28 protein-coding genes are annotated in these 20,929 nt (G+C 29.1%); 27 read left to right on the top strand and 1 reads right to left on the bottom strand.

Annotated features, from left to right (window positions below; all coding sequences use genetic code 11):
* Positions 1 to 176 precede the first annotated feature (176 nt).
* The 20 genes from CC89_RS18315 (at position 177) to CC89_RS18215 (ending at position 15,819) form a co-directional block, all read left to right on the top strand.
* Positions 177 to 926, top strand: coding sequence for a GNAT family N-acetyltransferase (locus CC89_RS18315; protein WP_035294609.1), 750 nt, complete (start codon positions 177 to 179; stop codon positions 924 to 926).
* Between the two features lie 95 nt (positions 927 to 1,021).
* A complete protein-coding gene (locus CC89_RS18310; RefSeq protein WP_035294606.1) occupies positions 1,022 to 1,252 on the top strand; it encodes a hypothetical protein in 231 nt (76 codons plus the stop codon).
* A gap of 52 nt (positions 1,253 to 1,304) precedes the next feature.
* On the top strand, positions 1,305 to 2,093 hold the full coding sequence (locus tag CC89_RS18305; protein WP_035294603.1) for a class I SAM-dependent methyltransferase: 789 nt from the start codon (positions 1,305 to 1,307) through the stop codon (positions 2,091 to 2,093).
* A gap of 228 nt (positions 2,094 to 2,321) precedes the next feature.
* Entirely contained in the window at positions 2,322 to 2,660 is a 339-nt protein-coding gene (locus CC89_RS19680) for a DUF3784 domain-containing protein (protein ID WP_051931995.1), read from the top strand.
* A gap of 36 nt (positions 2,661 to 2,696) precedes the next feature.
* Positions 2,697 to 3,833: a hypothetical protein gene (locus tag CC89_RS18295; protein ID WP_051931993.1), complete on the top strand. Its 1,137-nt coding sequence runs from the start codon at positions 2,697 to 2,699 to the stop codon at positions 3,831 to 3,833.
* A gap of 178 nt (positions 3,834 to 4,011) precedes the next feature.
* Positions 4,012 to 4,374 (top strand): nucleotide pyrophosphohydrolase, encoded by a 363-nt coding sequence (locus CC89_RS18290; RefSeq protein ID WP_035294601.1) that lies wholly within the window; start codon positions 4,012 to 4,014, stop codon positions 4,372 to 4,374.
* A gap of 160 nt (positions 4,375 to 4,534) precedes the next feature.
* On the top strand, positions 4,535 to 5,230 hold the full coding sequence (locus CC89_RS18285) for a 5'-methylthioadenosine/adenosylhomocysteine nucleosidase (RefSeq protein WP_035294598.1): 696 nt from the start codon (positions 4,535 to 4,537) through the stop codon (positions 5,228 to 5,230).
* A gap of 3 nt (positions 5,231 to 5,233) precedes the next feature.
* Positions 5,234 to 5,677 carry a VOC family protein gene (locus CC89_RS18280; RefSeq protein WP_035294596.1) on the top strand — a complete coding sequence of 148 codons (444 nt, stop codon included), beginning with the start codon at positions 5,234 to 5,236 and terminating at the stop codon, positions 5,675 to 5,677.
* 83 nt (positions 5,678 to 5,760) lie between these two features.
* Positions 5,761 to 6,513 (top strand): GNAT family N-acetyltransferase, encoded by a 753-nt coding sequence (locus tag CC89_RS18275; protein ID WP_035294594.1) that lies wholly within the window; start codon positions 5,761 to 5,763, stop codon positions 6,511 to 6,513.
* 67 nt (positions 6,514 to 6,580) lie between these two features.
* Positions 6,581 to 6,874, top strand: coding sequence for a hypothetical protein (locus CC89_RS18270; protein ID WP_051931988.1), 294 nt, complete (start codon positions 6,581 to 6,583; stop codon positions 6,872 to 6,874).
* 71 nt (positions 6,875 to 6,945) lie between these two features.
* A complete protein-coding gene (locus tag CC89_RS18265) occupies positions 6,946 to 7,530 on the top strand; it encodes a sugar O-acetyltransferase (RefSeq protein WP_035294592.1) in 585 nt (194 codons plus the stop codon).
* A 98-nt stretch (positions 7,531 to 7,628) separates the two neighbouring features.
* On the top strand, positions 7,629 to 8,201 hold the full coding sequence (locus CC89_RS18260) for a histidine phosphatase family protein (protein ID WP_035294590.1): 573 nt from the start codon (positions 7,629 to 7,631) through the stop codon (positions 8,199 to 8,201).
* Between the two features lie 259 nt (positions 8,202 to 8,460).
* A complete protein-coding gene (locus CC89_RS18255; RefSeq protein WP_035294589.1) occupies positions 8,461 to 9,210 on the top strand; it encodes a collagenase in 750 nt (249 codons plus the stop codon).
* Positions 9,211 to 9,538: 328 nt separating this feature from the next.
* Positions 9,539 to 9,820: a DUF3781 domain-containing protein gene (locus CC89_RS18250; protein ID WP_035294588.1), complete on the top strand. Its 282-nt coding sequence runs from the start codon at positions 9,539 to 9,541 to the stop codon at positions 9,818 to 9,820.
* Between the two features lie 77 nt (positions 9,821 to 9,897).
* Positions 9,898 to 10,161 (top strand): hypothetical protein, encoded by a 264-nt coding sequence (locus tag CC89_RS18245; protein ID WP_035294587.1) that lies wholly within the window; start codon positions 9,898 to 9,900, stop codon positions 10,159 to 10,161.
* A 28-nt stretch (positions 10,162 to 10,189) separates the two neighbouring features.
* Positions 10,190 to 11,044: an N-acetyltransferase gene (locus CC89_RS18240; protein WP_035294585.1), complete on the top strand. Its 855-nt coding sequence runs from the start codon at positions 10,190 to 10,192 to the stop codon at positions 11,042 to 11,044.
* Positions 11,045 to 11,343: 299 nt separating this feature from the next.
* Positions 11,344 to 12,525 (top strand): GNAT family N-acetyltransferase, encoded by a 1,182-nt coding sequence (locus CC89_RS21295; protein WP_286161394.1) that lies wholly within the window; start codon positions 11,344 to 11,346, stop codon positions 12,523 to 12,525.
* A gap of 337 nt (positions 12,526 to 12,862) precedes the next feature.
* Positions 12,863 to 13,261 carry a tetratricopeptide repeat protein gene (locus CC89_RS18225; RefSeq protein ID WP_051931987.1) on the top strand — a complete coding sequence of 133 codons (399 nt, stop codon included), beginning with the start codon at positions 12,863 to 12,865 and terminating at the stop codon, positions 13,259 to 13,261.
* 405 nt (positions 13,262 to 13,666) lie between these two features.
* Positions 13,667 to 15,229: an AAA-like domain-containing protein gene (locus tag CC89_RS18220; protein ID WP_035294583.1), complete on the top strand. Its 1,563-nt coding sequence runs from the start codon at positions 13,667 to 13,669 to the stop codon at positions 15,227 to 15,229.
* A gap of 38 nt (positions 15,230 to 15,267) precedes the next feature.
* Positions 15,268 to 15,819 (top strand): Uma2 family endonuclease, encoded by a 552-nt coding sequence (locus CC89_RS18215; protein WP_035294581.1) that lies wholly within the window; start codon positions 15,268 to 15,270, stop codon positions 15,817 to 15,819.
* A 247-nt stretch (positions 15,820 to 16,066) separates the two neighbouring features.
* On the opposite strand, the gene CC89_RS18210 is transcribed toward CC89_RS18215, so the two are convergent.
* Complete coding sequence (locus tag CC89_RS18210; RefSeq protein ID WP_185750817.1) at positions 16,067 to 16,150, bottom strand: putative holin-like toxin; 84 nt, start codon at positions 16,148 to 16,150, stop codon at positions 16,067 to 16,069.
* A 383-nt stretch (positions 16,151 to 16,533) separates the two neighbouring features.
* Between CC89_RS18210 and CC89_RS18205 the strand changes: the two genes are divergently transcribed.
* The 7 genes from CC89_RS18205 to CC89_RS18180 all read left to right on the top strand — a co-directional run bounded on the left by CC89_RS18205 (position 16,534) and on the right by CC89_RS18180 (position 20,891).
* Complete coding sequence (locus tag CC89_RS18205; protein WP_185750812.1) at positions 16,534 to 16,905, top strand: DUF5412 domain-containing protein; 372 nt, start codon at positions 16,534 to 16,536, stop codon at positions 16,903 to 16,905.
* A gap of 121 nt (positions 16,906 to 17,026) precedes the next feature.
* Positions 17,027 to 17,353: a YjcN family protein gene (locus CC89_RS18200; RefSeq protein WP_035294580.1), complete on the top strand. Its 327-nt coding sequence runs from the start codon at positions 17,027 to 17,029 to the stop codon at positions 17,351 to 17,353.
* Positions 17,340 to 17,477 (top strand): hypothetical protein, encoded by a 138-nt coding sequence (locus CC89_RS20745; protein WP_185750811.1) that lies wholly within the window; start codon positions 17,340 to 17,342, stop codon positions 17,475 to 17,477. Before CC89_RS18200 ends, CC89_RS20745 begins: the two co-directional genes overlap by 14 nt.
* 31 nt (positions 17,478 to 17,508) lie before the next feature.
* Complete coding sequence (locus CC89_RS18195; RefSeq protein WP_035294577.1) at positions 17,509 to 18,021, top strand: GNAT family N-acetyltransferase; 513 nt, start codon at positions 17,509 to 17,511, stop codon at positions 18,019 to 18,021.
* Positions 18,022 to 18,217: 196 nt separating this feature from the next.
* Positions 18,218 to 19,099 (top strand): aminoglycoside 6-adenylyltransferase, encoded by an 882-nt coding sequence (locus CC89_RS18190; protein ID WP_035294576.1) that lies wholly within the window; start codon positions 18,218 to 18,220, stop codon positions 19,097 to 19,099.
* 141 nt (positions 19,100 to 19,240) lie between these two features.
* On the top strand, positions 19,241 to 19,867 hold the full coding sequence (locus CC89_RS18185; protein WP_035294573.1) for a CPBP family intramembrane glutamic endopeptidase: 627 nt from the start codon (positions 19,241 to 19,243) through the stop codon (positions 19,865 to 19,867).
* Between the two features lie 415 nt (positions 19,868 to 20,282).
* Positions 20,283 to 20,891 carry a Type 1 glutamine amidotransferase-like domain-containing protein gene (locus CC89_RS18180; protein ID WP_051931985.1) on the top strand — a complete coding sequence of 203 codons (609 nt, stop codon included), beginning with the start codon at positions 20,283 to 20,285 and terminating at the stop codon, positions 20,889 to 20,891.
* Positions 20,892 to 20,929: the final 38 nt, after the last annotated feature.

Raw genomic sequence — 20,929 nt, 5'->3', positions numbered from 1 at the left:
TTTTTAGGAAATTGAAGCTAAAAAATTAATGCAAATAACATTAATTTTTTTTATTAATTAAGCAAATAACGATATTTACGTTAGAAATGGGTGGTTAATCTTAAATAAAAACAAAAAAATGTTAACCGTCCCCAAAAAACTATTCCAAATATAAGGATTATAGGGGGCATAAATTTATGAGAGGAAAAACTGATATTTTACAAATTGCAAAGGCTCAGTTGGCGCTAGATTATAACTGTAAGGTATGTGACTTTGAGAAAAATGGGAATACAATAGTTCGAAACAAGCTTATTGAAGGTAGACGAATATATGAAAGTGATGGATGCTTTTTTAAAGTAATTTGTTTTGGAGGTAGGGCAATTATTAGCACAGATGAAAAAATGATTTCTTGGTGTGAAGAGAAGCTTTTGAATAGAGACGCTGCATGGTTTTTTGAATATCCAAAGCTTCGAGAAATAGATAAAAAATTACAGGAATTTGGACATGAGATTGCTGATGTTCATCACTACTATCTTCCAAAACTAGATGAAATGGATGTAAAACCTATTACAAAAGTAAAATGGTATGAGTGTGAGGAAATTTTACAATTTAAGGATGATAACAGATTTTTAGAGGCATTTGCCTTCAATAAAAATTATCCAGACATGCTTGGAGTTGCAGCCTTAGATGGAGATAATATAATGGGTATGGCAGGTGCTAGTTCAGATAGTGAAAATATGTGGCAAATAGGCATAGATGTCTTGCCTAAATATCGTGGACAAGGCATAGGAACAAATTTAGTTGTACTTTTAAAGAATGAGATTTTCAAGAGAGGCAAGGTGCCATTTTATGGTACAGTGGAATCCCATATCCATTCTGAAAATATTGCTGTAAATGCTGGCTTCTTCCCAGCATGGGCTGAACTCTATTCAGGTAAAAGAGAGTAAAATAAATTGATAACTATGAATTACTTAAGTTACATGATAGCTTTCAAAAAAATTCTATAGAAAAAAATAATGGATGGACACCTCATGCCACAATTTTGATAGATGAAGATAAAAATATCCAAAATGCACTTCCATTAGTTGCGAAAAGTTTTGAAAAATTCAACGGAAGAGTGGAAAGTGTTAGCTTATTTCATTCTTTGTTTTTATATGTGTATTTTATAATTGTGATTATAGGAAAAAAGCAATTTTCAGAAGAAATTTTAAAACTCAAAAATTCTTATTTAAAAGCAATGAGTTCAAAACAGCCCTTAAGATTATCAGAATAGATTTCTATAGAGGATTTTTAAAAATTTATTTATATGATGGGGGAAATGAATTATGGATGAATTGAAATATTTGACACAATACTATAACAACTACGATGAAGAGGGGCGTCTTACATCTAAACATGGTCAGGTTGAGTTCCTTACCACAATGAAGTACATAAATAAGTACTTAAAAAAAGGAATGCGCATTTTAGAAGTAGGAGCTGGAACAGGTAGATATTCACTTTCACTTGCAGAAAAAGGATTTAGAGTTGATGCAATAGAACTTATTCAACATAATATTGATATTCTTAAGAGCAAAATGGGAGAAAATTGCACTATAGATATTAGACAAGGTAATGCCGTAGATTTGTCCTGCTATAATGATGAAACTTTTGATATTACATTAGTTCTTGGGCCTTTATACCATTTGTTTAATGATAAGGATAAAAAACAAGCTATCAGTGAAGCGATGAGAGTTACAAAAAAAGGTGGAGTTATATTTGTATCCTATTGCATGAATGAAGCAACAATTATAAGCTGGGGTTTTCAGAAAGGTAATATTCTTGAAGGCATTCAAAGTGGTATTATTCATAAAGATACGTATAAATGTTTGTCCAATCCATCTTTGCTGTTTGAAATGTACAGGAAAGAGGAAATAGATCATTTGATGGCAGGATATGCTGTTGAACGTCTTCATTTTGTTGCAACTGATTTAGCAACAAATTATATGCGTGATGAAATTGATGCTATGGATGAAAAAATGTTTGAAGCTTACCTGAAATATCATTTGTCTATATGTGAACGTTCTGATTTGGTTGGGGTAACACACCATAGTTTAGACATTTTTAGAAAAAATTGATACAAGTTTAAACACAATATTTTTAAATAAAAATGGGGTACTGTCATGCAGGATATAGGGGGAGCTAACAAAGGGGACGGTTAACAACAATTAGATAAATTTAAAGGCGAAAAGTTGTTAACCGTCCCCAAAAAAATTCCCCCAAAACCTTCCCCAAAAATCCCATATACATGGAGGAGATATAATTAAAATGAATAGAGAGATAAAGGTACAAAGGAGGGAATAATTATGATTATTGCTTGGATAGTTGCAGCTATTTGTGGAATTATAAGTATATTTATTCTTTGCGGTAAAGGAAGCTGGCTGGTTGCAGGGTATAATATTATGAGCAAAGAAGAAAAAGCTCAATATGATGAAAAAAAAGTTTGTCGCCTTACTGGAATTTTAATGTTAATTATTACAATTCTAATAGTAATTTTGATACAAATAACTGAGTATGGAAGTAGAAATGATTCCCCAAGCATAATTTCTAATTCAGCATCAGTTTTTGGTTTTATGGTGATAGTGTTATGTATTGGATTTTGTATATTTTTTGATAGACTAACTAAAATTAAACATAAAAAATAACTTAAGAACATGTAAAATATTTCAGGAGGACATGCTGTGGGTAAAAAAGTAAAGAAAAAGAATGTTAAGGATTTATTAAAAAAAATAGGTGTCATTGTACTATCCATGGTGATAGGAGCTATTATAGGTATTTTCGTGTGTAAATTAATTGAGGAAGTGGTTGGTGATATTGGCCCATTTACAATTATAATTGGTATGGCTATTTTTGTAGTTGCATTTATATTGCAACTGATTCTACATGAAGTAGGTCATTTGATTTGTGGACTTTGGTCTGGATATGAATTTGTATCATTCAGAATTGGAACTTTAACATTTGTAAAAGATAATGGGAAGATAGTAACTAAAAAATTTACTATTAAAGGTACAGCTGGACAGTGTATTATGATGCCGCCTAAAGATAAAAAACATGATTGCCCATACATCCTTTATAATTTGGGTGGTATACTCATGAATGCTGTAATAACATGTTTGTGCATAGCCATTTATTTATGGTGTCCTATGCCTAATATGTTATCTATATTTTTTATTTTTGTTGCTATTAGTGGAGTTTACGATTTAATATTAAATGGTATTCCCATGAAAATAACTGGTGTTTGCAATGATGCATATAATGTGCTTTTCATTGGAAAAGATGAAATTGCAAAGTATTCATATTATACAATGCTTAGAGTAAATGGACTTCTTTATAGGGGCATTCGTGTAAAGGACATGCCATTTGAGTGGTTTGAACTTCCTTACGGGGCTGATTTAAATAATCCTATAATTAGCACTATGGAAATTATAAAAGCAGGTTATTATTTAGATAAAAAAGAATTTCATAAAGCAAAAGAATGTTATGAAAAGCTATTAAATGATGTACCTAATCTAATTAAGTTATACCAAAATGAAATCAAATGTGATCTTCTTTTTTTTGAAATTATAGGCGAGGCTAGGAAAGATATAATTGATAAGCTATATACCGAAGAATTAAAAAGTTATATAAAGGCAACGGATTGTTATATGTCAAGAAAACGGTTAATGTATGCCTATTCGCTTATAATAGAACAAAATATACAAAAGGCGGATAAGCTATTGAATGAGGCTTATATAGCTCAAAAAACATGTCCCGCGAAAGGCGAGGCCGAAAGTGAAATGGAAATAATAGAGTTTGTAAAGGAAAAGTATGCAGATTAACTAAGAAATTAAATTTAAACTATAGCACATATAAAATAGTATAAATACGCATTTAGTGTAGTTACCACATAATATATTGAAAGGAAGTGAATTTTAGTAGCGAGTGAATATAATAAGTTGAAATATTAATTGAAAAGATTATTGACAACTTGTAATACACTTTGGTGCTAAATAAATTATGTTAGATTTAAAATTATCAGAAATAATGTCTATGCAAAAGGAACTTCAGGAAAAATATAAAGGAAAATGGGCTCCACTTACTGCGGAAAATGGTCGTAATTCTTTACTGTGGATGATAGAAGAAATGGGAGAAGTTGTATCAATTATAAAAAAACGTGGAGAAAATGATATCATGAATGATCACATAGTGAGAGAAGCATTTGTGGAAGAAATGGTTGATGTGATGATGTATTATAGTGATGCATTGATGTGTTATGAAATTACTCCAGAGGAATTATCTAAGGCTTTCGTAAAAAAGCACTCTAAAAATATGGGCAGAGATTTTATCCATGAACATGAGGAATATTTACATAATAAATAACAAGTCAGTATGCTAGTCTATTTTGCGTCAGCAGAACCCACCGATAGTTCCACTAGCTGCGGAACCTGCTTCCTTATTTGACACAAAATATACCTGCATCTTTCACTTGGTATTTATTTTCATGTACCTAAAGTGATTTAATAGAAAGGGGAGATGAAAATTGAGGATAGGAATAGTAGGCCCTACTGAAACAGAGATAATGCCTTTTATAAATAAAATATCAAATAAAAAGCTTAGTGAACATGCTATGCTAAAATTTTATTCAGGAGTTTATGAAGGAGTAGAGGTTGTAGCAGTAATTTGTGGAGTATGTAAAGTTAATGCTGCCATAGCTACACAAATTTTAATTGATAAATTTGAAGTTACGCATATTATAGTGACAGGAGTTGCAGGAGCATTAAGTAAAAAGCTTAACATTGGAGATATAGTTATTTCAAGTGACATTGCCTATCATGATGTTGCTGAAGGAATTTTAACGGAATATCATCCGTGGATGGAAGACATATATTTTAAGCCAGATGCTGAATTATTAAGAGTGTGTAAAAACGCTGCTAATTCCTTGAGGATTTCGAACGAATGCTTTACAGGAAGGATTATTACTGGGGAAGCATTTATTACACATAATGAAAGGGATGGGTTAATAGAGAAGTTCAATCCTCTATGTGTGGATATGGAAAGTGCTAGTATAGCCCATACATGTTATGTGAATAACATTCCATTTATAGTTATTCGTTCAATATCAGATGGGGCAAATGAAAATGCTTCAGAAACATTTGAAATGAATGCGGAAAGGGTAGCGCTAAATTCTATAAAGTTGGTTGAAGAGCTTATTAAAAAGTTGAAGATGGAGGAATAGAATATGTTAAACTTGGGATCTACTTATCTCATAGTAAAGGATATTAAAAAATCAGTTATGTTTTATGAAGCTTTATTGGGAATGAAGGTATCGGCACAAAATTTTGATAGATGGGCACAGTTTAATTTTAATGGAAATTGTATTGCATTATATAATCCTAAATATGATGAAGAATTAATTAATAAAGGGGAAAATCTAGATTTACATTATAACAAAGAATATCTTAAATACTGGGAAAATAAAGAAATTCAATATGGTAATAATTTTGTATTGAATTTTTATATAGATAATCTTGATGATGAATATAAAAGAATTAAAGAACTTAATATAGGAAAAGTTACTGAAATTATGTATGTAAATATTGCATCACCCTATTATCATTTTTTACTAGAAGATCCAGACGAAAACATAATTGAAATAACAGGAAATTATAATGGAATTATATAGATAGTAAATGCAGTTTAAGCTATATTTATTTAATTAGGGACAAGCAGTAATATTAAATAATAAATTTAATTGGAGAGTAATACATGGATTATAATAAAATGTTTAATTTCTATTATTTAAATTATTTAGGATTATCAATTAAAGATTTGAAAGAAAAAAAGTTTATTTTTCAAAGTAACCAAAGAGAAAAGCCAATAAATAATTGGTATTTTCAACCTTTAATAATAACTAATATAGAAGGTGTTAATGTTTTTTCAATTTCACCAGTATTTTATAAAGAGTTTAAAGATTATATTGGGTATTTCAACAATATGGATATTGATAGAACTATCAATATATTAAAAAGGTTCTTTGATAATAAAGTCAAAAATTACACCATTAGGAAAATGTATAGAATGACTTTGGATAGTGACAATATGCCTAAAGAATATGTATTAAAAGATAATGTAGTTCAGCTTACCAAAGAAATATTAATGAATAATTTATGCACTTACAGTGATGAAGAAAAGTATAAGGTATGGTCAAGAAAACGTGAAGAGGTGAATGAGGGAAGACAATATGTAATTTTAGATGAACATAAAATTATTTCATACTGTAAGGTTTCTAACATAGATTTTGCTGGAGGAAATCTTACGGTTTTTACAAATGAAAAATATAGAAATAAAGGTTATGGGAAATTTGTAACAATTGGATCATTGAAATGGTGTTATGAAAATGATATTATTCCAATTTATTGGGTAGATGCAAAAAATACGTATTCAGTTGCTTTAGCAAAGAGTTTAGGTTTTAAGGTGAAATCTGAAGAAATAGTAGTAGGAACGTATCTTAATGAATAGTTTTAATTTGATAATAGTAAAAAATACTTCATAAGATTAGAATACATATTGCAAGGAGTGGCGTGAAATGAAATTTAATAAGTTGGATTTAATATTATATATAAAGAATGGAAATTTAAATTGGATATTATATTTAATAGCTTCATTAGTCATCTTAATTCCAATAGCTATAGTTTTTATTACTGACAATCCCTTTAGTTCATCTTTTAGTAAAATATCCATAGGCATAGCATTTATTTTTGTCATATTAGGAAAATTATTTGCACTACTTAAAAAGGAAAAAGGCGATAAAAGTATTCCTATAGATATTGGAATTATCATTGGTATTTTAATTGCATTTATATCTCACGTTTTGAAGTAAATACAATGAGATAATTTATAATTAAGCTGGGTAGACAATTCAATAAATAATAACTTGAAAAGGAGATTGTTATGACAGAAAGAGAAAAAATGTTAGCAGGTCAGCTTTATGATTGTGGAGATGTAGAATTGATTACACAATGGCATAAAGCAAAAAACTTGATTAGGGAATACAATAATACTATGTCTGAGGATGCAGATACAAAAAACAATATCCTTGATCAATTGCTTGGCAGTAGAGGAAAAAATCTTTGGATTACTGCGCCTTTTTTTGTTGACTATGGAAATAATATTTATTTTGGGAATAATTGCGAAGTGAATATGAATTGTACTTTTTTAGATGATAATAAAATTATCATCGGAGACAACGCATTGATTGGGCCAAGTGTTCAGATATATACGGCATTTCATCCTCTAAATGCAAGGGAACGTTTTGGTAAGCCTAAAGAAGATGGGTCTTTTGAATTTTGTAAAACGCAAACAGCACCTGTCACTATAGGCAATAATGTTTGGATTGGCGGTGGGGCAATCATAATGCCTGGAGTAAAAATTGGAGATAATGTTGTAATAGGTGCAGGAAGTGTTGTTACAAAAGATATTCCATCTAATAAGATTGCATATGGTAATCCATGCAGAGTGGTTAGAGAAAATATTTAGAAAGACAAATAATTTTATGGATAAAAAATTAGATTGGTGAGGGAGATCCACTATCTATAAATAACATATAGTTCTTTTAAAAGTTAGGAGGATGTATGATGAAGACAGTAGTTTATTTTATTAGGCATGCTGAACCAGATTATTCTGTTCATGATGATGCTATTAGACCTTTAACAGATAAGGGTAAAAAGGATGCTTTAAAGGTTGCAGCTTATCTTAAGGATAAAGGTATAGAAGTTGCATTGTCAAGTCCATATAAAAGAGCAATAGATACAATAAAACCATTTGTTGATACAAATAATATAAATGTTGAATTAGTTGATAATTTTAGAGAAAGAAAAGTTGATAGTTGTTGGATAGAAGATTTTCATGGATTTTCTCAAAAGCAATGGGAGGACTTTAATTACAAACTATCAGATGGAGAATGTTTGCATGAGGTACAAGAACGAAACATAAAAGCATTGGAAAAGGTTTTAAAGAGGTTTTATGGGAAAAATATAGTTATAGGAACACATGGAACTGCACTGAGTACAATTATAAACTATTATGAATCTTCATATGGATATAAAGATTTTGATGAAATAAGGTTACTTACGCCGTGGGTAGTGAAATTTACTTTTGATGAAATGATATGTGTTAAAATTGAGAAGATAGATATATTAAAAGTATAATAATGTATTTTATGTGTGCGACTTCCAATTTTAAAGTTAAGTATTAAAAATGAAGCTCTAAAGTTAGTCCAATAGTGCAAAATCTCAATTTTATCAGTCAGTTAAAGGTAGTTTTTTCAGTTATAGCGTGCTTGCTTCGTAGGCGTAGCCTTTCGTTTAAGCCCTAATTCTCGATTACCGTAAGGTCTAAAAAATAAAAGAATAATTTAAAACATAGGGAATTTTTAAAATTAGATAAGTAAAAGGGGGTAATAACTGTATGTTTAAAAATATTTATGCTGTTGAATCGGAAGAAGAACTTAAAGAGCAAATGAAGATTAAAGAAAAATATATGGTAAAACTTTTGGATTATGTAGAACTTCTCAAAAGAAAATATAGGTTAATTGATTTACCAGAAGCAATTTTATGGACAAAAAATGAGATTGCAACTGAAATTATATCTAATATAAAGTATCCTGCTTATACAAATGATATCCGAATTGTTTTTGATGGTAATCCTAAAATATGGAGTAAAATTTTGTTAGATTGTTTTAAAGATATAGATATTACATTTGTTCAAACTTATTTTAGAAACCTTCCAGAAGATTATGTTTTGAGCATTTTAGGCCATGAAATAACACATCATCTTGATTTATTTGATGGGGATTTTTCAGACGAAGAGTATTCTGAAATATGGTTTGAAGAGGGCATGTGTCATTATTTAAGCCGCAGATACTTGATGAATGAGACAGCTTTTCAGAAATTACTTGAAGTTGATAAGGAGATTTATCTTTTTTATAAAAAAACACATACACTTTCACCTTTATATGAATTTGATATTAATACTTATGAAGATGAAGAAGCAGATATCATTGAACTTTTTTATATAAGAAGCTTCTTAATGATTAATAAATTAGTTGATGATATTGGTGAGGGAGATCCACTATCCGTATTTTCTTTATATAAAAAATGGATTGATGCAGGCAAAAAAGAAACACTATTCTCTTTTCTTGGAAAAGAGGAATACTAAAGTGGAAGAAAAATGCTATTCAGATTGCGAAATAATAGCCATGACTGAAAAAGAAAATATTCCCTCGAAAAATTTGTTACTTAAATTGGGTTTCGTATATGATGGATAGAAAAGTTCCAATCACAAGTTTATGTTTATTCAAAATGAAATGAGTATAGCTTTTGTAAATAAGATTATTATGCTTTTTTCTTTAAGCTGATGATCAAGAAACCCCTAACTTTAAGTGTAATTCGTAATCTTTTCATGTTGCTATACATTAAAGGAAGAATTGTAATACATAAGACGAGGTAAAATAATTCACTAAATAGTAAATTGTGAGGGATAATACATGGTGACAAAAGTAAATTACAATAAATGCGAATTAATACAAAACTTAGATAAGTTGCGCACAACGGAGTTGGGAGTGGGACGAATTAAAAAGAATCTTTCTTTAGATGTGGACGATGTAGTAAAATGGTGTAGTGACAAAATACTAAAATCCAATGCTATAATAACTAGAAGGGGTAAGAACTGGTATATAGACATAGATAATTGTGAAATAACAGTTAATGCATATAGTTATACTATTATTACTGCTCATAAGATAAAAAATAGATTGGAATTCTCATAAAAGATTAAAAAAACAAATTTCAATTTATCAAGTTAATTTCCAAACCGATTATTTATATAGTAAGAGGTAAAAATCTAATGAAAGAAATTCAAGATTTACTTATGTGTCCTGTATGCAAATGTGATTTGTCTGAAAATTTGGAATACAATAAGTGGGGAAATAAATTCTCATATGAACACGGCGTTTTTGATGTTGTTTTTCCAAAATTGTCAAGTAATCAGGAGATATTGTGGCGGATAACTGATGATATGATTGAAAACGATATCGAAGCCACAAAACAGGAAGATAATGATAATGCCTGTATTAAAGATTATAATGCACATAAAAACAAAGAAGTTTAAAATATTAATGATAAATGAGGTGTAAACAATGATAAAAAAAATTTATAGGGTTGAGGAAGTAATGGATTTTGCATGGGAATTGAGTCAGAATGATTTGTATGCCAGTTATCCAAGGAGAAACTCAATAGAGGAGATTAAAAAAGAACTTGAAAGGGCCATTAATTTGGAGGAACGTAATATAATAGCCTATTATCACCAGAATGTACTATGCGGGGTTTGCGCTTATTTTTGGGAGTGTGATGAAAAATATGTACAAACAGTAGTATTCTTAATAAGAGGAGATTATGACCAAATTGCAGATGAATTTATTAGTCATATAAGTAAACAGTTGCCAGGATATGAACTATTCATAGGGGTACCCTTTACTAATAAAAATGCAAATGAATATTTTATGAGAAAGAATGTTGAACTAGTTGAATCCAGCATTGTTGCAGCACTATATAATTTAGAGTCACATGGAAATGAAAGCCATAATAAGGTAGAAAGGATTACAAATAGCAATTTTGAAGAATATGCTGCGTTCCATGATAAATATGCAATGCCATCAGGAATGTACTATAACAGCAAAAATCTTCAAAAGGATATAGATTACTTTCGTATATTTGCTTTCAGACAGGATGAAGAGGTACGTGGAAGTATTTTCACAAAGGCTTCAAAAGATGGAGCAAGTGTTGTTGGTTTATTTGTTGATAAGGAATATAAAAATAAGGGTATTGAGAGCATTTTAATTAATGAAACGCTGATGCAATTGTATAATGAATTTGGCTCATTAAGGGAATTTTTATATTTTATTGATGAGGACTCCCTGGATGAATTAAATGCAGCCTTGAATGCAGGCTTTGAAATTAAAGAAAAGTATAGATGTTATAAATGTATACTTTAGTTCGTTGATTTCTTATATTTTGATACATGAGAAGGGTAAAACAATTCACTAAATAGTAAATTGTTTTTTAAGTAAGAACTAATAGATAAAAAGTAAGAGTTCTTGAAAAAATTCAGCAAGGCTGAATTTTCGCCACAACTATTACTTCTTAGCTATTACCTATTAATTATCTACAAGTTTCCAATTTTAAAGTTAAGTATTAAAAATAGGAATTTGTTGAGGGAAGTATAGTAACTATAAAATGAGCGGAACTATAGTATGCTAAGGCAATAACTATATAGAAAGAGAGGATAAAGACTATGGAATATGAAATTATACATTTACCAAAAGAGAAATGGAAGGGAACTATAATTCCAATAAAGTATAAAACGGATAAATACTATGATGTTATAGTAAATAAAACAGATAAAGGATTTGCTATTGAGATAGAAAAGAAAGACTTTACAGAGCCAGTAACTCATACACCAGAAGAATATGACTTCCCAGATAAGTTATATGAAGATCACTGGGAGAATGCTTATGCCTGGGGAGTGTTAGTTAATGATAAATTAGTTGCTGCAATTGAAACTGATCAAGAATTATGGTCTAATCGTCTAAGAATTACAGAACTTTGGGTATCAGAAAAATATCAAAAGCAAGGAATAGGACATGCATTAATTGAAATAGCAAAGGAGCAAGCAAGAAGAGAACGTCGTCGAGCTATTATACTAGAAACACAATCGTGTAATGTTAATGCAGTGGATTTTTATCAGCATGAGGATTTTACCTTGATTGGTATGGACACTTGTTGCTATAAGAACAATGATTTACAAAGAAAAGAAGTGAGGTTAGAATTTGGATGGTTTCCAGAGGAAAAGAAAAGATTAAATCGTGAAGAAATAGAAATAAGAATGGAAACAAAGGATGATTGGTACAATGTAGAGCTAATGACACAGCATGCATTTTGGAATAAACATCATCTTGGATGTGACGAACATTACCTCGTGCACAAATTACGTCAAGATAAAGACTATCTTCCAGAGCTAAGCAGAATAGCAGTAAAGGATGGAGAGGTAATAGGATGTATAATGTATTCTAAGGCACGAGTTGTTGATGGTACAGATACACATGAAATTATAACCTTTGGACCTCTTTGCGTAGAGCCTAAATGGCAAGGTTGTGGAGTTGGTGAACTGCTATTAAGGGAAACAATGAACTTAGCTGCAAATAAAGGGTATAAAGGTATTGTAATTTTTGGAGAACCAGATTACTATCCTCGAATAGGATTTAAAACATGTGACAACTTTAATATTACCACTGCAGATGGTAAAAACTTTGATGCATTTATGGGAATTGAATTGGCAGAAGATAGTATGAAATGCATAAAAGGAAAATTCTACGAATCTGAAGTTTTCGAAAATCTTCCAAAAGAAGAAGTGGAAAAATGTAATAAAAAGTTTCCACGACTACAAAAATTAAGATTTCCAGGGCAATGGGATTAATTAACTATTAAAAAGAATTTTTTTCTGTAGGCAATTATTATAATAATTTATGTGACTATATAAGATTACAGGAGAAAAATGAGTGTGTTTTAATATGATTTAAAATTAATATTTCATGAAGAATATGAAATAAAATGGAATAAGTTTTGTAATGATTTTTTTAAAGAGAGGAAATAAAAAACTGAAGGTTATATTTGGGTTGAATAGCTTTAAAAAATAAAATATTGATTTTGTAATCCTTTTACTATTGTGATGCATGCAAGATGTGAAATAATTCAGTAAATAGTAATTTTGTAGAGAAGATTATTTATAAACAGAAATTGAGAGGAGAAATAATATGTCACAAAATTATTACAAACCATGTAAAGAATTTGATGAGTGCAATGAACTGATTGAGAAATACTTCTTGACTAAACAGTATGGAAAATGCTTTGAAGGTCATCTGAAAATTGCTGAAAAGGGCTATCCATTGGCTGAATGTCAAGTTGGATATTTCTATTATGATGGACTTGGTGTTGATAAGGACTTAGAAAAATCTTTTTATTGGACAGAACGTGCTGCAAAACACGGAGATAGAGACGCTCAGAATAATCTTGCAGAGTTATTTTATGCGGAAGGCGTTGTTGTGGAAAAGGACACTGCGAAAGCCAAAGAATGGTATAAAAAGGCTGCAATTAATGGACACCCAGAAGCCTTGGAGAAGTGCCGAGCATTAGGGGTTGAAGTAGACATATAAATTTCAGTTTATTAATGAGATTATGAGCATAACACGAAGTTGATAAATTCCCAATTTGTAGGATTAAAGTAACATAATTATAGGTTAATGGATAGCGTATCCTTCTTAAGATATAACATAATATAAGGGTCTCATTGTGAATGCATTTAAATTTTGTGTAAGAAACCAATAGGTAGAAAAGCCAATGATATTAAAAGTATCATTGGCTTATGTTATAATGGGTTAAAGGATAAAATAGATATATAAACTATACTGATCCTAGAACCTAGAAAAAAATTAGCATGGCTACGAAATTTTTTAGGGACTAGAGATTGGGGATTAGGTATTAAAATAAATTTACAGGTATAACTTGAAAATTATGTGTGGAAGTTAAGTAACTAAATTATAGGTGGTGAAAATTCATTTATGAAAAAAAGATTTAATACTACAGGAGTGTGTGTTAGTAGAAAACATTACATGGTTGATATAAGTAGTAAGGTTAAGGAAATAGAAAAATTAATAGAAAATGAATTTTACTTTACTATAAACAGACCAAGACAGTATGGTAAAACCACTACTTTAAATGTAATAGCTAACTATTTAAGAGAAAAATATTTAGTTATAGATATTAGCTTTGAAGGTATTGGAGATTCTGTTTTTGAAGAAGAAAAGATTTTTTGTAATAAATTCTTAAAGTTAATGATTAATTCTTTAAGGTTTAGTGATAAAAAAGAGAGTGATAGATTATCTAATATAACAGGGGAAATTAATGATATTGCAGAACTGTCAGAAGTAATAACGAGCTTCGTAGAAAATGGAGAAAAAGAAGTTATTTTAATTATAGATGAAGTAGATAAAAGCTCGAACAATCAATTGTTTTTAAGTTTTATAGGAATGCTTAGAAATAAATATTTATCAAGGGAAATGGGCAAAGATTATACCTTTAAATCTGTTATATTAGCTGGGGTATACGATGTAAAAAGTTTGAAACTAAAATTGGGATCAGAACAGGAATCTAAATACAATTCTCCTTGGAACATAGCAGCAGATTTTAATGTGGATATGAGCTTTTCACCAGCTGAAATTAGCACAATGCTAAGAGAATATTGTGATGAGAATAATATTTCTATGGATATAAAAGAACTTAGTGAAGAAATATACTTCTTTACAGAAGGCTACCCATTTTTAGTTAGTAGGATATGTCAAATTATAGATGAAAGAATTAATGAATTGGATAAAAAGCCTTGGAGTATATGGGATGTTCAAAAGGCTGTAAAAATAATTTTAGATGAAAAGAATACTTTATTTGATACTATGATAAAGAACTTAGAAAATAACGAAGAACTTTATGATTATATAGAAGATATAATCATAAGAGGAGTGCAGAAGACTTTTAACAAAGATAATCCACTTATAGATTTAGGAATAACTTATGGATATTTTAAAAATAGCCATGGAAAAGTTGCTATAGCTAATAAGATATTTTCAGAAAGAATGTATAATTACATGGTATCAAAGCTTGAAAATATATATAGTAAAATGGATGATTATAATTTTAAAGGTGCATTTATAGAACCAAATGGAGGACTTAATGTAGAAAAAATACTCCAAAGATTTATGCAGTTTATGAAAGAACAATATTCCTCTAAAGATCAAGAATTTATAGAACACCACGGAAGGTTATTATTTTTAGCATTTATTAAGCCAATAATAAATGGAGTTGGATTTGATTTTAAGGAAGTTCAAATTTCCGAAGAAAAGAGATTAGATGTGGTTATAACCTATAATAAGTTTAAATATATCATAGAAATGAAGATATGGAGAGGGCAGAAATATCATCAAGATGGAGTAAATCAGCTTTGTGATTACTTGGACATTAACTCTTTGGATAAGGGATACTTAGTTATATTTAATTTTAATAAAAATAAAGAGTTTAAAGAAGAGAGAATAAGAGTACAAGGGAAAGATATATTTGGGGTTTATGTTTAGAAATAGTTAAAAGCATTAAAGTAAGGGAGTGACGAGGTATGTACGCTAAGAATATACACTACACAGAAGATGATTTTGAAAATATTCAGGCTAATTATAATGGTAAGGCTGAATATAGTAACGGATATATTATATTATCATCTAATACTTCCATTCAACATAATAAAATAATATCAAGATTAAATTTTAAATTAATGACGTTTCTTGATAAAAGTAAATGCGATGTATATACGGAATCTATTGAAGTAATTTTTAGAAATAATGAAGAAGTGTATAAGTATAAACCAGATGTATTTGTAATGTGTGAAAAATTTACTAGGCAAGGTGAAAGTTTCACATCAGCGCCAAGGATTGTGTTTGAAGTTATTTCAAAAAGTACCGCAACTCATGACTATATAACAAAGTTAGATGTTTATCAAAGATTTGGTGTTCTTGAATATAATATAGTTGAACAAGAAGGGTATATAGTACAATATTCATTAATAGATAATCAGTATAAAATAACAAATGTTTTTAAGAATAATGATAACTATATAAGCACGGTTTTTCCAGATATGTCTATAAACCTAGAAGATATATTTAAGTTTTGACATTACCTTAGGTGATTATAGAAGATTATTTTGGAAATGCCTAATTTATTAAGTTGAAAATTAAAAAATAAAAAACATGAGGTTTATTTTTTATAAAAATTTGATATAATATAAATAAGAAATCCAGAAAATAAAAATAGGGTGCTACTAACACCCTATAGTATATAATTCTAGTTGCTTAGGCAACTGGCATCACTATAATATATATAATAAAAAATTAGTAGCTAACCAATTGGACTTGGGGCTACTATTTTTTTGACATTTTATCAATAAGTAACACTATAAATGTTAATAGTGCTAATAAAAATAATCCTGCCTGAAATAGTAACATTAAAGTATCGTTACTTATATGTATCACCTCCTTTCACAAGAAAGGTGAGTGATACCAGTAGCCCACATTCAACTATAAGTGAAACTCTGAATCTCTGATTTGGTGAGTTGAACTTATTCATTCAAACAAATGTGAGGAGAAGTTTTCTTGAATTGTACTTTAGAATTATACCATAATTATGTAGAATATATGCAGAAGAATAAAATGGAAAAACGTATTTCTTAATTTCTAGCTTTTGTGTAAGAGTAAAAGAGGTAGAAAAGCCAATAATATTAAAAATAGTATAAAATAATTAATACTATTTAAGTAAATACATGGAATTATTTTATATATTATAGTATAAATGTTATAATTAATATAAATGTAAAATTATTCATGGGAGGGTGGTTTATGCAACAAAAAATAGGCTTATAAAGATAGGTATCATTATGGCCATTTTGGTTGGTGGAGCAGCTTATGCTATCAATTGGGTATTTTTTGATATTCAGAGAATTAAAGGTCAAGAATATCTTAGTGAATCAACTTCACCTAATGGAACATATACTGTAACCGCTTATTTGAATAATGGTGGAGCCACAACAGGTTTTGCAGTTTTAGGTACATTAAAGAATAATAAAACAAGGAAAACGAAAAATATTTATTGGCAGTACCACTGTGAAAAAGTTCATATGGAAGGGATAAATGATGAGACAATAAAAATAAATGGTGTAGAATTAAGAGTTAAAAATGAAATTTATGATTATAGAAGAGAATAAATGATAGGCAATTTTTTCTCTTTATTCTAAATATGAAAAAGGTGCATTGATAGATACAATTAAAATTACAGTATTTATAGTAGCTGAATAGGTACTGATAAAGTTAGAAAGGAGAAAGAACATGAAATTTTCAAAAAAAATTATAGTAACATTATGTATTTTTACAATAGTTATATGTGGATTTATCATAGCTCATATAAATCCTTCAATGTCCATTAGAGCACATTTATTTATAGATGGACATCCAATAGGGGCATTTAGAGGAAATATAAGAACTATGGATTCTTTATATAAAGCAGATAAAGATATGCTTGATAAGGAAAATGCTATGGTTTACACTATTGAGGGTTATAAGGTATATGATAGATTAACAGGTAATGTGATAAGTAATTATAAGGTTAAAAAAATAGGATTTTTATATTTCACTGAAACATATGGAGAGGGATAAATTATTAAGTTTAATATATTCAATGTTTTTATCTAATTGGCTTGATGAAACAAATCCGTATACACTTAAAGAATGTGAAGACGGTAGATTTGAGTTTTTTGGATATAAGCAGAAAGATGAATAATTTTTGAAAGAATAAATAGGAGGGTACAAGCATGGATATAAAAGTAATATCCTCTCAAAATAGAAAACAAATTAATGGTTTTATTATTTCACATTGGTTTACTACTGATATGGCTGTCAGAGGAGAAATAGTTGATATGACAAAATTGGATGGTTTTGTTGTATATGATAAAGAAACGATTAATGGATTAATTACATATAAAATTAAGGGTAATGAATGTGAAATTATGTCTTTAGACAGTTTAAAGAAAAATCAAGGAATTGGAACTGCTCTTGTAAATAAAGTTATTGAAATAGCAAGAGAGAAGAAGTGTAGGGAAATAAAATTGATTACAACAAATGATAATATCAATTCCATAGGATTTTACCAAAAACGAGGATTTGAGATGTCAAATCTATACTGCAATGCATTGGACATTTCTAGAAAGCTAAAACCATCAATTCCATTAATAGGAGATTTTAATATACCTTTAAAACATGAGATTGAGTTTAAAATGGATTTAGCTAGTACAAGGCTTGAAAATCACCAGATAAAAAGCCTATAGTAATTGTAGTTGCTGCTGTATCTGGTGGTGGAAAAACAACTATTATAAATGAATTAAATAGAATATTACCTTTGTCAAAGTGTATTTATTTTGATGATTATGATTTTGAAGAATGTCCTAAAGACTTTTTTGAATGGGTGCAAAGTGGGGCATAAAAGCATTCATATTTAATAAAGTAATGAAAAGGAGTGTTATTATGAGGAACGAGCAGGAAATGTTCGATTTAATATTAGGTGTTGCAAATAGAGAGGAACGAATAAGAGCTGTTTATATGAATGGTTCTAGGGCAAATTCTAATGTGAAAAAGGATATTTTTCAAGACTATGACATTGTTTATGTAGTTACTGAAACAGAGTCATTTATTCAAGATAAGGATTGGATAAATGTATTTGGGGAGCAGCTTATTTTTCAATTCCCTGATGAACTGGATAGAATGCAAGGAAAAGATATTGATTTTAAGAAGGGTTATACATATTTAATGCAGTTTACAGATGGAAATAGAATTGACTTGCATATTCAGCCTATGGAAGTATTAATAAAAGAATATGGAACGGACAAGCTCACTGTTCCTTTGCTTGATAAAGATAATTGTTTGCCACAAATTCCAGTAGCATCTGATGAAGATTATTGGGTTAAAAAGCCTACATACGGACAATATTTTAGCCGCTGCAATAACTTTTGGTGGGTGGCCCCATATTGTGCAAAGGGACTTTGGAGAGAGGAGATTCTTTTTACAATAGAAGTAATGAATAATTATGTACGACAAGAGTTACTAACCATGTTAGATTGGTACGTTGGTACTGAAACGAAATTTAAGGTAAGTATGGGAAAAGCAAGTAAAAATTTAAAAGAATATCTAGATTTAGACTTGTGGACGAAATTCATGAGTACCTTTAATATGGGGGATTATAATTCTGCGTGGAATGCATTGATTGCAACATGTGAGTTATTTATGGAGGTTGCACCTAAAGTAGGTAAGATGCTTGGGTATGAATATAATTATGATGAAGCCAAAAGAAGCTTTGCATTCATAAAACACATTAAAGAATTGCCAAGGGATGCAACAAAAATTTATTAATTAAAATACAAATTTAGTATTATCTATAGTAATTTATATGAAGGGCAAAGGCTTTCCATAGAAAATGAGATTATGAAATTAGAATTTAGTAAACATAAAACTTTATGTATATAATATGAAAATTAAAGAGGGGATGTATAAATGAGTAAAATAGCTTATTTAATAATAATATTCATAATATTATTTTCGTATAAAGCATTGGAAAAGTTTTTTAAAAAAAAGTTTCCTATGCTAATAAAATATCAACTATGGGATAGCGTATTCTATTACTTTTGGGGATTAATACTATTAGTTGTATATTTAATTGTCAAACCTATTGACTATATAATTAAATATCCTGTAAATAATGAATTTGGAATTAGGTGTATATTGTATATTGCAATAAGCACGGTTTTTGTTTGTATATATAATGAAAATGCTTATTATCCACCAATAAATGGTAAATTAAGATGTTTTCATTATGGAGTAGTACAACCCATATTTGAGGAAGTAGCGTTTCGGGGGTTAATTTTGCCTATAACGGTTTATCTATTAGGGAATCATGCTAATATAATTATATTACTAAATGGAGTTATTTTTATGCTTTTTCATTTAAATTATTGGTCTATTGAAAAGAAAACTCTATTAATGTTTTTTGGTTTTTTAATATTCGGATTGTATTTTACTTATTTGACCCTTGTTACTCAATCTATTATTTATTCAATTTTGTGTCATATCATAGTTAATGGTGGTAATACATTATATAGAAATTGGAAGTACGAAATGTAATCAAATGAGTATAATTCTTATTTCTTATTTAAAATATAAAAGTATTGATTGTGAAAAGAAACATCCTTAGCGTAACAGTTGGAAACTTGGAAATACTTACAGAAATGGGGTGTGACTATATTGGAGTGGATACACTTGAATAGCTTAAAGACAACTTTTTAAAAGTTAAATGTTAATGCAAAAAAACTAAAATCTGATGTTATAGTTTTGTATATAGCGTATAAAAGATTTTTTTAAGGATGGAAAGCCACAGAATCGTATTGCAGGATTTATTATAGTTTTACTGCTCCTTTAATTATCTTAAAAATATTACATTAATGGTGTTTTTGAGGTATAACATTTTTTATTTGTGTAACAACAGTAAAAAATGGCTAATTAAGTACACATAGATAAATTAGTTAAGAGGTGATTGTGCATGTTGATATTATCAGGAGGAGGAGATGCAGAAAAAGTTAAGCCAATTGATAGTTTTTTTGCTAATAAAATAAATAAAGAAAAGGTGTTGATATATATTCCTGTTGCAATGGAGGAAGCATGCTTTACATATGAAGAGTGCTATAATTGGTTTTCAAAAACTTATAGCGAATATGGAATTTATAAAATTGAAATGTGGACTGATTTGCAAGAAAAGAAATTGTCCAATGAATATGCAGGCGTATTTATTGGAGGAGGAAATACTTATCGACTGCTAAAAACATTGAAAGATACTAAGTTTGATAAAGAATGCATTAAATTCTTAAATAATGGTGGTGTTATTTATGGAGGTTCTGCTGGAGCTATCATATTTGGAAAAACAATTGATTCTGCAAAACATGCAGATAAGAATATTGTTAATTTAAAAGACTCAAAAGGTTTAAATTTTTTAAACAATAAAGATGTTTGGTGTCATTATAAAGAAACAGATGATGAACTTATTGATTACTATAATAATGAATTATATATTCTATATGAGGAATCAGGAATTATTATTGATGGGAAAGATGTCAAAGAAATAGGAAAAAAATATAAAATAAAGTTGTTATGATTTTGAACACAATGATGATTGTTTGCTTCGTAATTTTC

Origin of the sequence: Clostridium sp. KNHs214, assembly GCF_000744935.1 — a bacterium.
Lineage (GTDB): Bacteria > Bacillota > Clostridia > Clostridiales > Clostridiaceae > Haloimpatiens.
This window is presented reverse-complemented; position numbering and strand designations above follow the sequence as displayed.